Source organism: Sphingomonas sorbitolis, assembly GCF_036663875.1.
Classification (GTDB): domain Bacteria; phylum Pseudomonadota; class Alphaproteobacteria; order Sphingomonadales; family Sphingomonadaceae; genus Sphingomonas.
Map to the genome: position 1 here is coordinate 903,239 of NZ_JAXOJS010000001.1, position 16,172 is coordinate 919,410.

The 16,172-nt window shown below is 66.1% G+C and carries 9 protein-coding genes; 3 read left to right on the forward strand and 6 right to left on the reverse strand.

What is annotated here, in order from left to right; translation table 11 throughout:
* Positions 1–23: 23 nt before the first annotated feature.
* Both U1763_RS03700 and U1763_RS03705 read left to right on the forward strand, forming a co-directional pair.
* Complete coding sequence (locus tag U1763_RS03700; protein WP_332754167.1) at positions 24–1,460, forward strand: AMP nucleosidase; 1,437 nt, start codon at positions 24–26, stop codon at positions 1,458–1,460.
* A 64-nt stretch (positions 1,461–1,524) separates the two neighbouring features.
* The gene (locus tag U1763_RS03705; RefSeq protein WP_332754168.1) at positions 1,525–2,031 is read left to right on the forward strand and encodes a hypothetical protein; all 507 of its coding nucleotides are present in this window, start codon (positions 1,525–1,527) and stop codon (positions 2,029–2,031) included.
* Positions 2,032–2,329: 298 nt separating this feature from the next.
* Here the strand turns inward: U1763_RS03705 and U1763_RS03710 are convergent, their stop codons facing one another.
* The 6 genes from U1763_RS03710 to U1763_RS03735 form a co-directional block, all read right to left on the reverse strand.
* The gene (locus tag U1763_RS03710; protein WP_332754169.1) at positions 2,330–4,162 is read right to left on the reverse strand and encodes a M2 family metallopeptidase; all 1,833 of its coding nucleotides are present in this window, start codon (positions 4,160–4,162) and stop codon (positions 2,330–2,332) included.
* Positions 4,163–4,376: 214 nt separating this feature from the next.
* A complete protein-coding gene (locus U1763_RS03715; protein WP_332754170.1) occupies positions 4,377–5,138 on the reverse strand; it encodes an alpha/beta fold hydrolase in 762 nt (253 codons plus the stop codon).
* Positions 5,139–5,255: 117 nt separating this feature from the next.
* Positions 5,256–10,316 carry a YadA-like family protein gene (locus U1763_RS03720; RefSeq protein ID WP_332754171.1) on the reverse strand — a complete coding sequence of 1,687 codons (5,061 nt, stop codon included), beginning with the start codon at positions 10,314–10,316 and terminating at the stop codon, positions 5,256–5,258.
* 449 nt (positions 10,317–10,765) lie between these two features.
* Positions 10,766–11,791, reverse strand: coding sequence for an aspartate-semialdehyde dehydrogenase (locus U1763_RS03725; RefSeq protein ID WP_132896735.1), 1,026 nt, complete (start codon positions 11,789–11,791; stop codon positions 10,766–10,768).
* Positions 11,792–12,162: 371 nt separating this feature from the next.
* Positions 12,163–12,879, reverse strand: coding sequence for an MgtC/SapB family protein (locus U1763_RS03730; RefSeq protein ID WP_132896736.1), 717 nt, complete (start codon positions 12,877–12,879; stop codon positions 12,163–12,165).
* A 6-nt stretch (positions 12,880–12,885) separates the two neighbouring features.
* Positions 12,886–15,135, reverse strand: a complete 2,250-nt coding sequence (locus U1763_RS03735) for a S9 family peptidase (RefSeq protein ID WP_443026881.1) — start codon at positions 15,133–15,135, stop codon at positions 12,886–12,888.
* Between the two features lie 266 nt (positions 15,136–15,401).
* On the opposite strand from U1763_RS03735, the gene U1763_RS03740 reads away from it, so the two are divergent.
* On the forward strand, positions 15,402–16,118 hold the full coding sequence (locus tag U1763_RS03740) for a DUF6975 family protein (protein ID WP_243693290.1): 717 nt from the start codon (positions 15,402–15,404) through the stop codon (positions 16,116–16,118).
* Positions 16,119–16,172: the final 54 nt, after the last annotated feature.

The following is a 16,172-nucleotide window of genomic DNA, read 5'->3' on the forward strand; positions in this document are numbered from 1 at the left end:
CCTCCGCCACCTAACACTGCCCGATGACAATCGCATCCGACCTCGTCGCCGACCTCGACCGCCTCTACCGCGCCTCTGTCGAGCGCCTCCAAGCCGCCATGAGCGCGTATATCGCCGACGGCACGACGCCCGATCCGGTCAGCCGCACCGACGGCTCGTTCGCCTATCCCGAGATCCGCCTCATCTATAAGGGCGGCGTCGACCGCCCCACCCCGCTGCGCTCGTTCGGTCGCATGGTCACGCCAGGCGAATACAAGATCAGCGTCACCAAGCCCGCGATCTTCGCCGAATATCTGATCGAACAGCTCACGCTGCTGATCGAGGATTACGACGTCTCCGTCGAAGCGGTCGAGGGTCGCCAGGAAATCCCGTTCCCGTACGTGATCGAACCCGGCCACGCGCTGAGCCTCGACGAGGTCTCCGCCACCGAATTGTCGCGCCATTTCCCGGCGACCGAACTCGCGCACATCGGCGACGAGATCGCCGACGGTCTGTGGATCGCGCAGGACGAGACGCGTCCGCTCGCGCTGTTCGACGGCCTGCGCACCGATTTCAGCCTCGCGCGCCTGCGGCATTACATGGGCACGCCCGCCGAGCATGCGCAGCGCTTCGTGCTGTTCACCAACTATCATAGATACGTCGACGAGTTCGTCCGCTGGGCCGGCACGCAGTTGGGGGAAGGCTCGCGCTTCACCAGCCTGTCGGGCGCCGGCGGGATCACGATCTCGTCGGGGGACGACATCGACAAGATCATCTCCGACAGCGCTTGGCGGCGTCACCAGATGCCCGCCTATCACCTGATGGCGGACGACCGCACCGGCATCACGCTGGTCAACATCGGCGTCGGCCCGTCGAACGCGAAGACGATCTGCGACCATCTCGCGGTGCTGCGCCCCGAGGCGTGGCTGATGATCGGCCATTGCGGCGGGCTGCGGCCGAGCCAGCGGATCGGCGACTATGTCCTCGCGCACGCGTATCTGCGCGACGACCACGTCCTCGACGATGTCCTGCCGCCCGAGATCCCGATCCCCGCGATCGCGGAAGTCCAGCTCGCTATGGCGAAGGCGGCCGAGATCGTCTCGGGCCAGTCGGGCGAGGAACTCAAGCGCCGCCTGCGCACCGGTACGATCGTCACCACCGACGACCGTAACTGGGAGCTTCGTTACTCAAAGTCCGCGCTCCGCTTCTCGCTCAGCCGCGCGGTTGGCATCGACATGGAATCCGCGACGATCGCCGCGCAGGGCTATCGGTTCCGTGTCCCCTACGGCACGTTGCTGTGCGTTTCGGACAAGCCGCTCCACGGCGAGCTGAAGCTGCCGGGCCAAGCCAACCGCTTCTACGAGCGCGCGATCAGCGAGCATCTACGGATCGGCATTGAGACCTGCGAACAGCTCCGCCTGGAGGGCGCCAAGCTCCACAGCCGCAAGCTCCGGGCGTTCGACGAGCCGCCGTTCCGGTAATAATCAGAGCGGATCTCGCTCGAATGGGTTACGCATCCGGAATCATTGCTGAGGGAAGATAACCGTGGCCGACACCGACACGCCCGATACGGAAGCAAAGAAGCCCGCCGCCCGCCGGCGCGCGCCGCGCAAGGCCAGTGCGCCGAAGGCGGCTCCGGCTGCGACGTCGTCTGCAAAGCCGGTCGCGCCCAAGCCGGTACCGGTTGCAAAGCCCGGTACGGACAAGCCGGTGGCCAATGCGCCGCCCAAACCCGTCGCGAAACCAACGCCAAAGCCGCGTTCGACCAAGCGCAGCACGCCCCGCCCGGCCCCCGCGCGAAAAACCGCCACGCCGGTCGTGGTTGCCAAGCCACCCGAAAAGACGCGTGGCAAATGGGGCGCCGCTGCGATCTTCAGCGGTGTCGCGGTCGCTGGCGCCGCAGTTGGCGCGCTCCTGACGCTGCGCGGGAGCACGCCCAAGGTTCCGGCGGCGCCCAAGCCTAACGGCAAGCACGCGCATCAAGCAGACGGGGCGGACTCGTCGAAGTCGTTCGAGGCTGGAATCGCCGATCCGGGGACGGTTCCGGAGTAAGCTGCTCACGCCGAGCAGCACACCACCCCTGATAGCACGCCACCCCGGCGGAGGCCGGGGCCCAGTTGGGGGACACTGCTAACGGAGCGATGCGCTTCATTACTCGGGACGTTCCAACTGGGCCCCGGCCTTCGCCGGGGTGGATTGGGTTGGATAACCCGGCCTACTCCTCTCGTTCCCCCGCGGAGGCGGGGGCAGAGCTAAAACCGCGGTAGCGTTCGTAACCCTGGGCCCCCGCTTTCGCGGGGGAACTAGGAGTTAGCGGGCGAAAATCAGCTGGCGATAAGCCAACGCCCCCTCACCACCCAGTCGGCTTCCCCTTGTTCTGCACGTCCAGCCAAGCCTTCAACGGCGCGAAATACTCCACCAGCGCCTTGCCCGACATCTCGCGGCTGCCGGTGAACACCTGCAACGCATCCGGCCACGGCTTCGACTGCCCCATGCTCAGCATCGCATTCAGCTTCGTCCCCACCGCCTTGTCGCCGTAGAACGAACAGCGATGCAGCGGCCCCTTCCAGCCGGACTGGTCGCACGCCGCCTTGTAGAACTGGAACTGCAACACCCGCGCCAGGAAATACCGCGTGTACGGCACCGCCGCCGGGATATGATATTTCGCGCCCGCATCGAACTTAGTCTCGTCGCGCGCGACCGGCGGCTTGATCCCCTGATATTGGAGCCGCAGCTGGTCCCACGCCGCCTGATACCCGGTCGTCGGGATCTGCCCCGAGAACACGCCCCAGCGCCATTTGTCGATCAGCAGCCCGAACGGCAGGAACGCGACCTTGTCCATCGCCTGCCGCAGCAACAGTCCGATATCCTTGTCCGCGCTCGGCACCTTCGCCTGGTCGAGCAGGCCTATCTTCACCAGGTAATCCGGCGTGATCGACAGCGCGACGGTATCGCCGATCGCCTCGTGGAAGCCGTCGTTCGCGCCGTTCTTGTAGAGCATCGGCTGCGCCTTGTACGCGCGCTGGTAGTAATTGTGGCCGAGCTCGTGGTGGATCGTGACGAAGTCGTCCGCATTCACCTTGGTGCACATCTTGATCCGGATATCGTCCTGGTTGTCGAGATCCCACGCCGACGCGTGACAGATCACGTCGCGGTCGGCAGGCTTGGTGATCTGCGACCGCTTCCAGAACGTCTCCGGCAGCGGCGCGAAGCCGAGCGACGAATAGAACCCCTCGCCCTGCTTCACCATCTTGAGCGGATCATAGCCCTTGGCCTTCAGCAGATCGCCGGTGTCGAAACCCAGATCGCCCGCGCCCTTGGGTGCGACGATGTCGTAGATGTTGCCCCATTCCTGTGCCCACATGTTGCCGAGCAGGTCGCTGCGGATCGGCCCGGTCTTGGCCTGCACCGCATCGCCGTATTTCTCGTTCAGCTTCCACCGCGTGTAGGTGTGGAGCGCCATATAGAGCGGCTCGACCTGCTTCCAGATCGTGTCGGTCAGCGCCGCGAACTGCTCGGGCGTCATGTCGTAGCCCGAGCGCCACAACGCGCCGACGTCCTTGTAGCCGAGCTCTCGCGCGCCCTCGTTCGAGATCGACGTCATCTTCGCGTAGTCGCCGCGCATTGGTGCGCCGACCTTGTCGTTCCAGCTCGTCCACATCTTGGTGAGCTTCGCCGGATCGCGCGTCGAACCCATCGCCGCCTCGATATCCGAGCCGTTGATCGGCTTGCCGTCGAGCGTGCCCATGCCCTTGCCGTAGGACGACGACATCTTGGTGTTGAGCGTCGACAGCTCCTCGGACGCGCCCGGCCGTGTCGGTGCCGGCAGTGTCAGCCCGCCGCGCAGCAAATCGAGCTTGCGCTTCGTATCGAACGACAGCCCCGGCAGCGACGCGTACCGTGCCGCGCCGAGCGCATATTTCACCCCGAGATCGGTCATCTCCGCGCCCGACTTCGCCGCCAGCGCATCGGTATCGTCGGTGATGTAGGTCGCGTTGACCCACGCGACGCGGTTCGCATCGATCGACTTCGCCGCCATCACGCGCTCGGCTTCGGCGACGAACGCGTCGGCTTGCGCGACAGTCGGCTTGCCAGTGGCGGCGGGAGCTGCAGTCTGGGCCTGTGCCGTCACGGGCACGGCAATCGCGCACGCGAGCGCGATAAGAGAGACGGTACGGATCATGATCTTCCCCTGGATTATGCGCCCAGAGTGATGGTCCGCCGCCGCTCGGTCAACCGCCTACCGGCCAACCCTGCGATCCTCCCCCGCCAGGGGGAGGTGGCGCCGAAGGTGAAGGAGGGGGAGGACACGCAACAGAGGTTTCTCTTTCCTCCCCCTCCGTCTGGCAAGGGCCAGCCACCTCCCCCTGGCGGGGGAGGATTAAAGAGGAGCCAAGTCAGCCCGCCAGGAAGTCGGCGATCGCCTGACCAAGTTCGGGCTTCACCACTGCGCTCATGTGGCCGCCGGGCGTCTCGACATACGTTCCGTGGGGCAGCGCCGCAGCCAGATCCGGCGCCGAGCCGTTGTCCTGGTCCTCCCCGCCGCACACCACGAGCGTCGGCTGCTGGATCGCCTTCACACTCTCCAGCGGCGTGTCGACGAACGTCTCGAGGATACCGAGCAACGCCACCGGATCGCCACCGGTGGTCTTCAGGAATGCCTCCGCTAGCCACTCCGGCGTACCCTGGACATGCTGGCCCAGCTTCGTCAGGATATTGCGGAAATGCCCGGCGCGACGCGACGTCTGCGTCAGCCCCTCCAGCCCCATCCCCGAAAAAATCACCCGCCGCGGCGTCGCGCCCGTCGCCAGCATCCGCGATGTCGTCCTCGCGCCCAGCGAATAGCCGCCCAGATCATACTCGGTCAGTCCGAGATGCGCGATCAGCGCATGGCCGTCCTGCGTCAGCGCATCCGCCGGATACGCCTCCAGCCCATGCGGCTTGTCGCTGGCGCCATGCGCGCGCAGGTCCGGCATGATCACGCGGAAGCCCTTCGCGGCGATCTTCGCGGCATGGCCGTAGCGGATCCAGTTGGTCTTCGCGTCGGAGAAATAGCCGTGGATCAGCACCACCGCGCGTCCCTCACCGACTTCGTGCCACGCGAGGCGCGTGCCGTCGAAGCTGTCGAAATATTGGGTCTCGCTCGAGGTGCTCGCCACGGTCTCATCCTGCAATGGTGTCGGCGTCCGTTCGGAGACCCGAACCCGTCTGTCAACGCCGCCAAACGAAAACAGGCGACCCGAAGGCCGCCCGCTCCCGTCGTCGTCTTGGGCAGATCAGAACTGATACCCGATCCCGCCCGAGCCACCGGCCCGACCCTGCGAGTCGTAGGTGCCGCTCAGCTTGACCACAGTGTGCCCGTCGTTGAACGCCTTCGACATGCCGACCGCGACTGCCGATTGTCCGGCATAGGTGCCGCCACCGATCGCGACCATGCCCTTGCCTGCTTCATACGCCTGGGGAAGTCCGGCTGCCGCGAGCGCGCCCGACGTGCCCGCATAGCCGTCGCGTCGCACCGAGCGGAGGTCGAAGTCGAGCGCCGCGATCCGTCCGTCGGTATACGCATTGGCCTGCGTCACCGCCGAATTCATGCTCGAATTCAGCTGCCCGACATTGACCGCGTCGGTGGTCGACACGCCCGCCGCGACGTTGCTGAGCACGGTTGCCGCGCCGCCTGCGTTGAACGTCACGTTGGTCCGTCCGGCACCGTATTGGACCGAGTTGCTGCCGAGCGCCAAGGCGCTGTCCGCGGTACCCTGCGCCGTCGCGACCGCCTGGTTGGTGGTGTAGAGCTGACCACCATTCACCGCATCGGTCGATCCGGCCGCGACGGCTGCGGCGGCAACATTGGTGACCGTCACCGGTGCCGCCGCGTTGCCGCCCGCCAGCGTCACCGTGTTGGTGCGGGCGCCGTTCGCATCGGTGCCGTACGACACCGCGTTCACGGCGGTCAGCGCCAGGGCGTACACCTGCCCGCCATTGACCGCATCGGTCGATCCCGCGGCGATCGATCCACCAGCGACATTGTGCAGCCCGACCGGTCCGGCCGCCGCACCGACCAGCGTCAGGTCGTTGGTGGGCGTGCCGCCATTGGGGGTCGTGGGGCTGCCGGGGTTGGAATATTGCACCGTCCCGATCGCGCCGTTGTTGATATCGTTGCCGAGATTGGTGACCGCAGTGCTGACATTGGTCACCGAGGCGCCGAGATTGGCGACGGTCCCCCCGAGAGTGGTGACCGTGGTCGACAGGTCGCTTACCGTATTGCCGAGATTGGTGATCGCCGTGGTGTTCGAGGCGACCGCCTGGTTGGTGGCGTTAAGCTGCGCGCCGTTCACCGCGTCGGTCGATGTGGCGTTGATCGCGCCCGCCGCGACGTTGCTGATCGTCGTGCCTCCTGCCCCGCCGAGCGTCACCGAGGTCTGTGCGGCATTGTCGTAGCTTACGCTGTTCGTCGCCACCTGGCCGATCTGCCCACCCACGCCGGCAAGCGCATCGCCGACATTGGTGTAGGTCGTGCCATTGATGACGTAGCTCGGGCCGGTGATCGCGCCGGTCGTGACGTTGTACGCAGCACCGCCGCCGAGGCTTGCGACGAACGCGTTGCCCAGCGTGTTCGAGACACCGCGCAACTGCGCGACGTTGACCGCGTCGGTATCCTCGCTGCCAGCGCCCACGCCGGTGATCTGGCGTGTGCCGAGCGGCGCGAACGTCCCGGTGGCCGGATCGACATAGTCGGCGGTGCGGGCAACCGCGATCTCGCCGATCGAGGATTGCGCGCCGGTGAGGCCGAACGCGGTGTAGTTGGCGACCCCACCGCGCAACGTCGACGAGGCGCTGCCCAGCGCGACGCTGTTTTCCAGATTGGCGATCGCCCCTGCGCCGAGCGCAGTGGAGGCGAAGGCGGTGGCCGACGAGAGCGTACCGAGCGCGGACGAACCGAAGCCGGAGGCAATTGAGCGTTCGCCGACGGCCAGCGTATAGTCCGCCGACGCCGATGCGGCGGTGCCGAGCGCCGTCGCGTTCAGGCCGCTCGCGGCCGAGTTGTTACCGAAAGCGGCGGCAAAGTCCCCCGTGGCGGTGCTGGCGTTGCCGACCACCAGCGTGTTGACGCCGCCGGTCACGATGTCCGACCCGAAGGCGAGCGAGCCGTCGCCGTTCACCTGGTTGCGGTTGCCGAGCGCCAGCGCGCCAAGACCGTTGACGACGTTGCTCGTGCCGATCGTGATCGTCCCGTTGCCGGTCGCCTGGTTGGTCTGCCCGATCGATACCGATCCGTTGCCGGTGGCGAAGTTAGTGTCGCCCAGCGCCACTGCGCCGATCCCCGTTGCCTGGTTGTCGCGGCCGAGTGCGACCGCACCGTCGCCGGTTGCGATATTGGGATCGCCGATCGCCACCGCACCGTTACCGGACGCGATATTGGCGAAACCGATCGCCACCGCCCTGCCGGTGATCGCGCTGGAACCGTCGCCGATCGCCACCGATCCCGCGCTCGCGGCGACCGTGTTGCGCCCGGCGGCGATGGCGCCATCGGCACTGGCGACGGCGTTCGGGCCGATCGCCGTGGAATCGGTACCCATCGCCCGCGAGTCCGCCATAACCGAGGTCGTGTTGAAATAGCGCAGATCGGCGCTCGTCGGCATGCCGCCGAGCGATGTCTCGATCGCGGACACGGCACCCTGCACACTACCATAGGTGGTGCCGCCATAGAGGATGCCAGCAGCCACCGCGCCGGTACCCGGATCGTAGATCGAGCTCCCGCCGAGCGCGGAGGCAACGCTGCTGCCCAGCCCGAACAGCTGCCCGCCATTGACCGCATCCAGACTGCCGGCGCCAAGCACACCCGCAGCCACGTTCGTGATGCGCTGCGCTGCGCCACCACGGTTCGCGCTGAACGCCTGAAGCGTGCTGTCGTACAGCAAGGCGTCGGTTTGAAGCGCGGTAACGCTGGTATTGATGTTCGCGATGTTGGTCGTGTTGACGCCGACCGCATCGTTGGTGGCGCCGAGCTGTGCGCCGTTCACCGCATCGGTGCTACCCGCGCCGAGCGTGCCTGCCGCGACGTTGCCAAGCACGACCGGCGCAGCCCCTGCCCCGCCGAACGTGACGCGCGACCGGCTCAGGTCGTCATATTGCACCGCCAGCCCGTTGAGCGTGCCGACCTGGCCGGAGACCAGCGCCAGCTGACCGCCGTTGACCGCGTCGGTCGACCCGGTTGCAACCACCCCGTTGGCGACATTGTGCAGCGCGACCGCACCGGCTGCGCCGCCGACCAGCGTGGCGTCGTTCGACGGCACGCCACCGTTCGGCGTGGTCGGCGTACCCACATTGGAATATTGCAGGGCACCGATCGCGCCATTGGCGATGTTGGTGGTGAGGTTGGTGACGTTGGTGTTGGTTGCGAACAGCTGGCTGCCGTTGACCGCGTCGGTCGAGGTGGCACCCAGTGCGCCAGCCGCGACGTTGCCGAGGCCAACCGGTGCCGCCGCACCGACGCCGCCGAGCGTCGCCCGCACGCGCGTCGCATCGTCATACTGCACCGCCAGCGTGTTGAGGGTGCCGACCTGGTCGACAACGGTCGAAAGCTGACCGCCGTTGACCGCGTCGGTCGATCCTGTCGCGACGACACCCGCGGCGACATTGTGCAGCCCGACCGGCCCTGCCGCCGCACCGACCAGCGCGACGTCGTTGCTCGGGGTACCGCCATTGGGCACGGTCGGCGTCGCGGCGTTCGAATACTGGACCGCGCCGATGCCGCCATTGCTGATGTTGGTGGTCAGGTTGGTCAGCGCGGTGTTGGTGTTGGTGACGTTGGTGTTGGTCGCGAACAGCTGGCTGCCGTTGACGGCGTCGGTCGAGGCCGCATCGAGCGTACCTGCCGCAACGTTGGTCAGCGCGACCGGTGCCGCCGCACCGACACCGCCGAGCGTCGCCCGCGCGCGCGCCGCATCGTCATACTGCACCGCCAGCGTGGCGAGATCGCCGACCTGGCCGGACACGGTCGCCAGCTGGCCGCCATTCACGGCATCGGTGGAGCCTGCCGCGACGACGCCGGCCGCGACATTGTGCAGCCCGACCGGTGCTGCCGTGGCACCGACCAGCGCAACATCGTTGGTCGGGGTACCGCCGTTTGGAACCGTCGGCGTGGCCGCGTCGGCATATTGCACCGCGCCGATCGCGCCGTTGGCGATGTTGGTCGTCAGGTTGGTGACGTTGGTGTTGGTCGCGAACAGCTGGCTGCCGTTGACGGCGTCGAGCGAGGCCGCATCGAGCGTACCTGCCGCAACGTTGGTCAGCGCGACCGGTGCCGCCGCACCGACACCGCCCAGCGTCACGCTTGCTCGGGTCGCATCGTCATACTGGACCGCACCGCTGGCAACCGTGCCGATCTGCGCCCGGACGCCGGCAAGCTGGCTGACGTTCACCGCGTCGGTGTCCGCCGAGCCTGCCGCGACGTTGGTGATCTGGCGTTCGCCACCTACGGTGCCGACGGAAACTTCGCCCGCCGAGTTCTGAAGCGCGGCAAGCCCGACCGCGGCGTAATCCGCCTGTGGCCCGCGCGCGGCAATGCTGTTCGCCCCCAACGCAACGCCGTTGACGCCGGTGGCGGTCGCCCCCGTACCCAGCGCAACCGCGCCCGTCGCGCCCGCACCGACGCCAGCATTGGTGCCGAGCGCAATCGACCCCAGCGCGGTCGCATCGGTCACCGACCCGTTGCCGAACGCGATCGAGTTCTCCTCGCCTGCAAACGCCGCCGCCCCGGTCGCGCCGAGCCCGGTGATCCGGTTGCCGCCGATCGCGATGCCGGCCGGGGTCCGGAGCTCAAAACCGTCCGCCTGCGAAACGCAGTTGGAATTCGGCCCGATCGCATTTCCGTTTATGTCCAGTACGCTCAGCGTGATGTCGTCGCCATTGGCAGCAGAGGTCAGCAACCCGTCGACGTCGATGGTCTGCGTCGTTGCGGGAAGCGCCGGGATCAGCCCACCCACCAACGGCACGAGGAGAATTCGGTTCACGGTCGTCAGGATCGGATTGAGCGTGTTCTCGATCGGTGTGACGACCCCGCCGATGACGGGGCGCATGATCTCGGTAACGACCGATTTTGGAAGGCTGACGCCGGAGCATACGCCAACGACGTTGGGGGGCGGGACAATCTGGGCAACGGCTGGTTGTGACGCGAGCGTCGTCGCAGCGGCCAGCCCAATCAGCGATACACCGCCGCGGATCTGCCGCATGATGCTCGTCTCGCGCCGCGGCCGGGCGGTTTGGGCCATCCCGGATGTGGTGACGCCCGAATTCCGAGCTTGCGACGCATTCCCATAAGCCGATGCGATAGACATGCCGATAACCTCCACAAGCGACTGCAAATGCAGCCCAACCGTCACCGGACACTGGTTGTCTTCCAACCTAGTGACCGGAACGTGGGAAGCCTCGACCCATGATTACTAACAGTAAGTTACCTATTAAAACGGCTTTGATATCTAGCCAATATGATCGGATTCCGAATTTATACTTAGATCGGTTATATACGATAGCATTACGAAACATCAAAATTGAGCTTATCTACACATGTTAACCGGCCCACTCCTGACCGAAGATCAACATTTCACCCAAAACATAACAAGGTTTGTTATGTGGCCAATTGTCGAAGTGGGTCTGAAGGCCCCGCGACGAGCGCCGAAAAATTTTGGGCACGCTTCGAAAAGCAGAAACCGCGCCGCCATTCTGGATGGCGACGCGGTCAAGCGGATCGAAGCAGTTTATATCGGGGCGAGTCGCCCCGCGCAGTTTAGGCCTTCTGCAAATGCCGGCGCCCAAGCAGTTCGGCGATCTGGACCGCGTTCAGCGCCGCGCCCTTGCGGAGGTTGTCGCTGACGCACCACAGGTTCAGGCCGTTCTCGACGGTCGAATCCTCGCGCACGCGGCTGATGTACGTCGCGAAGTCGCCGACGCACTCGATCGGCGTGATGTAGCCGCCGTCCTCGCGCTTATCGACCAGCATGATGCCGGGCGCTTCGCGGAGGATGTTCTGCGCTTCCTCGGCCGAGATCTCGTTCTCGAACTCGATGTTGATCGCTTCCGAATGGCCGACGAACACCGGCACGCGGACGCAGGTCGCGGTGACCTTTATCTTCTTGTCGAGGATCTTCTTGGTCTCGACGACCATCTTCCACTCTTCCTTGGTTGAGCCGTCGTCGAGGAAGCTGTCGATGTGCGGGATGACGTTGAAGGCGATCTGCTTGGTGAACTTCTTGGGCTCGGCCGGATCGCCGACGAAGATGTTGCGGCTCTGCTCGAACAGCTCGTCCATCCCCGCCTTGCCCGCGCCGGAGACCGACTGGTAGGTTGAGACGACGACGCGCAGGATCTTCGCCGCATCGTGCAGCGGCTTCAGCGCGACGACCATCTGCGCGGTCGAGCAGTTCGGGTTGGCGATGATGTTACGGACCTTGTAGCCGTCGATCGCCTCCGGGTTCACCTCGGGCACGATCAGCGGCACGTCGGGGTCCATGCGGTAGAGCGACGAATTGTCGATCACGACGCAGCCGGCAGCCGCAGCGATCGGCGCGTAGATCGCCGAGCCCTCGGAGCCGATCGCGAACAGCGCCATGTCCCAGCCGTTCCAGTCGAAATGCTCGATGTTCGTGCATTTGATCTGCTTGCCGGTGTCACCATAGTCGACCATCAACCCCTGGCTGCGCGACGACGCGACGCAGGCGATCTCGTCCGCCGGAAACTCGCGTTCCGCCAGGATGTTGAGGATCTCACGCCCGACATTGCCGGTCGCGCCCGCGACCACCACCCGATAACCCATGTTGTCACTCCGATTGGACTTGGGGCGGGCAGTACCGACGTTGCGCCACGAGGTCCAACGGCTTTCGACTTGTTGCGCGGATAGGGGGAGTTTGGGGGGATCGCGGCGACCGTTGCACCTGCTTCCTTGTTCCCCCGCGAAGGCGGGGGCCCAGACTGGACCCCCGCCTTCGCGGGGGAACACGCTAGTGCTTGGCGATATATATATTAGCACCTGCCCCAGCAGTAGCACCACCCCGGCGGAGGCCGGGGCCCAGTTGGGGGACGTTGCCAACTGAGCGCTGTGGTCCACTACTGCGACCTTTCCAACTGGGCCCCGGCCTTCGCCGGGGTGGTGGCTGGGGAAGGTGCACAGCTAGATCCGCCCCCGCCTCAATCGTGCGTCCGCGCCTGCCATGTCGCATGCTCGATCCCGTGCACCTTCGCCAGGTGATCCGTGATCGCATCCAGCTCCCCAGCCGGCACGTTCGTCGCCACCAGCGTAGCCGCAATCTCGACCCGGTCCTCCCCCCGCTCGGTCACGTCCAGCTCCGCCACCTGCAACTGCGCAGCCTCCAGATGCTCCACCACCAGATCGCCGATCGGCCCGGCATCCCCCGCCGCCGCGGTCACCATCACGCTATACGTAGCCTCGATCGTCCGCCCCTCGGTCGGGATCCGGTTGATCCCGTCGACCAGCGGCCGCAGCGCAGTGTTCGCCAACAGCACGACGAAGGTGAGCAACCCCGCCTCCGCGATCATGTCGCTGCCCGCGCACGACCCCACCGCCGCCGAGCACCACAAGGTTGCCGCAGTATTGAGGCCGCGGACGTTCATCCCCTCCTTCATGATCACGCCCGCGCCGAGGAAGCCGATCCCCGACACGACATAGGCGATGATCCGGATCGACTCGACGTCGCCGCCCAGCCGCTGCCCGAGATCGACGAACGCTGCCGACCCGAGCGCGACCAGCGTGTTCGTGCGCAACCCCGCGGTCCGCTGGCGATACTGCCGCTCCGCCCCGATCAACGTCCCGAACACGAACGCGGCGATGTAACTCACCACCGTGTCGAGGAAAGGCCACAGGTGAAACGTCTCGACGAACCGCACCGCCGGCTACTTCACCGGCGCTGGCGCAACCTCAGGCACCGGCTTGTCCTTCACTGTCCGGTCGAGGAAGTTGAGGATCGTCCCCCAGACATGCTCGCTGATCCCAGGCCCCGATACGCGGTGCGTGTAGCCGGGGTAGAACATCATCTCGAACGGCGTCGCGGTCGCCTGCATGCGCGCGGCGACCTTGGTCGAATTGTCGAGGAACACATTGTCGTCCGCCATGCCGTGGATCAGCAGCAACGGATCGACGATCCTGTTCGCCTCCTCGACCGCCGCCGACGTCGAGTAGCTCGCCGGATCCTTCGCCGGATCGCCGAGATAGCGCTCGGTATAATGCGTGTCGTACAGCTGCCAGTCGGTGACCGGCGCGCCCGACACCGCCGCCGCATACACGCCCGGCGTCTTCTCCAGCATCTTCAGCGACATATAGCCGCCATACGACCAGCCATAGGTCGCGATCTTGCTGGGCTCGACGAAGGGCAGCGACTTCAGGTAGTTCGCACCCGACAGCTGGTCCTCGACCTCGACCGTACCCATCGCGTGATAGATCTGGTCCTCGAACGCCTTGCCGCGGTTGTACGAGCCGCGGTTGTCGATCTTGAAATAGATCCAGCCGCGATCGACCAGATACTGCGGCAGCGCACCCTGCCAGCCGCGCGTGACCTGCTGGCCGGTGCCGGGGCCGCCGTAATGTTCGAAGAACACTGGGTATTTCTTGCCTGGCTCCAATGGCGGCGTGATCATCTCATAATGGAGCGTCATGCCGTTCTTGGCCTTCAGCGTGCCGAACTTGGTCTCCTGATGGCTCGACAGATAGGGGTAGTAAGGATGCCCCTCGACCACCGCATTCTCGTTGATCCACGAAATTCGCTTGCCCGTCGCGTCGGCCAGATAGACCTGCGTCGGCTGCTTGGGGTTCGAGCGCGAGATGATGAAGCGGCTCGCGGCGGCATCCATCGTCGCGCTGTTCCACCAGCCGGCTTCGGTCAGTTTGGTGATGACGTTCGGCTTGGCGACGTCGACCGAATAGAGCTGTTGCTCGAGCACGTCGTCCTTGTTGCCGAGGAAGAACAGCCGCCCCTTGGTTTCATCTACCCCGACCAGATCAGTGACGACCCAGTCGCCCTTGGTCAGCTGCGTCCATTTGCCCGATGCGAACCGGTAGAGATGCCCGTAGCCGCTCCGCTCCGACCGCCAGATCAGGCTGCCGTCCTTGAGCACATGATACGCATCCGACAGGTTGAGCCAGCTCTTTACGCCCGACTTCTCGGTGAACAGCACCGTCGACTTGCCCGTCGCCGGATCGACGCGGAGCATCTCGAGCAGCTTCTGGTCGCGGCTCTGGCGCTGGACCAGCAGCATCCGGCCGTCCGGCGTCCAGTCCACGCGGGCGAGATAGATATCCGGGTTGGTGCCCAGATCGACCTTCACCTGGCCCGAGCCGTCAGGCTTCATGATATACAGGTCGACGAGCACGTTCGGCGTGCCGGCCGCCGGGTAGCGCTGCTCATACACCTTGGTCCCGGTCGCGCCGATCGACGCACGCGTTGCGGTGTGCACCGGCGCCTCGTCGAACCGCTCGACCGCGACATAGCGCTCGTCGGGCGACCACCAGTATCCGGTGCGGCGATCCATTTCCTCCTGCGCGACGAATTCCGCCTCGCCGAAGTGGACCGTGCCGCCCCCTCCGGTGGTGACAGCCCGCGCGGTGCCGCCGCTCAGCGGCTGGACGAACACGTTCTGGTCGCGGACGAACGAGACGAAGCCGCCCTTGGGGCTGACCACCGGGTTCAGCTCGCCACCGGGCGTGTTGGTCAGCCGCGTGACCTTGCCGTCGAGCCCTGCGAGATACAGGTCGCCGTCGAGCGGCACGAGGATCGACTTGCCGTCGGGCGCCCAGTCATACGCGACGATGCCCTTCTGCCCGCCGATCCGCGCACGCTCGCGCTGCATCTTCTCGGCCTCGGTCAGCTCGGCACCGCTGCCGACCTTCTTCGAATCGACCAGCATCCGCGCCGCCCCGGTTGCGGTATCGACCGCCCAGAGATCGAAGCGCTCCTTCTCATCGTCGCGGTTGCGCAAGCTCGTCAGCAGCGTGCCGTCCGGCGACAGCCGCACCGCGCGCGGTTGAGAGCCAGACAGGTCCGGATTGCCGAAGACGCGTGCCATCGTCAGATCGCCGGGCTTAGCCGCCTCGACGGGCTTGACCGGCTCGGCGGGCGCTACCGCCGGGGCCACCTGATCAGCAGCCATCGCGGCGGTTCCGACCGAAGCAAGCGCAAGCCCGAGCAACCATGTTCGCATCCTGTAGACTCCGTGGGATCATCCCGCCGGATACCGCCCGACGGCCCGAAGATGTTCGGTGGCGCGTTATCGCGACGGCATGAGGCGGCGTAAAGGGCGCATCGCAACGACGATCTCGGCCATTCCGATTGCCGACCGATGAGCATGAGATAATTACCACCGCGTAAACCGCGTCTTTACGCGCTTCGTTTAAACGGACCGACGAGAACCCCGCCGTGGACGATCGTTCCACGGCGCAGCACGACCGGAGTATGATGGTCTCGACCACAATACCGCAGGGCATCGAGCCCGTAGGCGAGCACAGCGCATGGCAGGCGCTCGTCCGGCTGGCCGAGGCCGATAGCAGCGTCGCGCACCCCCATTATCGCCGCCTCGTTGCCGGCGGGCAGGCGGCTCGCAACCTCACCGACGCGGTCCACGCGCTGTGCTCGGTGCACGGCGACCATCCCGGCATGATCGCCGATGTCCTGACAAACGCGGCCCAGCCCGAGGCACAGGACTGGCTGACCGCCGCCGCCGCCGGATTCGTCGACGAGCGCACCTATCTCGCGCAGCTGACTGCCGCGGTCGGCCCGCTGCCCTCGACCCCCGGCCAGGCGGAAACCGAGTCGGCGCTGGTCGGCGAACGCCACGCACTCGAAATGCTCGCCCGGTCCGAGCGGCGCGGCTGCGCGACCGGCGCGGTCGCGGCGCTGCTACTCGATTGGGGGGCGATCCGCGTCATGCTCGATATCGCCGCGGAACGCTTCGGTCTCGCGATCCCCGCACCGACATTTCCATCGGACTCCGACACCGAGGCGGTGATCGCGGAGCTCGGCACGTCCCCCGGCACCCAGCGCGCTATCCTGTTCGGCGCGCAACAGCTGTTCGCGCAGCACCGCGGCCTGTGGTCGCTGCTCGAAGCCCGTGCGAGCGCCCGCGGCGATCTGTAACCGGCTTGCACGGGGCTGCGAAAACCCTCTATCCATACCCGGTATTCAGAACCG

Bases quoted from the DNA above. Each gene is read 5' to 3' on its own strand.
- U1763_RS03700 (WP_332754167.1), top strand. From the start codon at position 24: ATGACAATCGCATCCGACCTCGTCGCCGACCTCGACCGCCTCTACCGC.
- U1763_RS03710 (WP_332754169.1), bottom strand. From the start codon at position 4,162: ATGATCCGTACCGTCTCTCTTATCGCGCTCGCGTGCGCGATTGCCGTG.
- U1763_RS03720 (WP_332754171.1), bottom strand. From the start codon at position 10,316: ATGTCTATCGCATCGGCTTATGGGAATGCGTCGCAAGCTCGGAATTCG.
- U1763_RS03725 (WP_132896735.1), bottom strand. From the start codon at position 11,791: ATGGGTTATCGGGTGGTGGTCGCGGGCGCGACCGGCAATGTCGGGCGT.
- U1763_RS03735 (WP_443026881.1), bottom strand. From the start codon at position 15,135: ATGGCTGCTGATCAGGTGGCCCCGGCGGTAGCGCCCGCCGAGCCGGTC.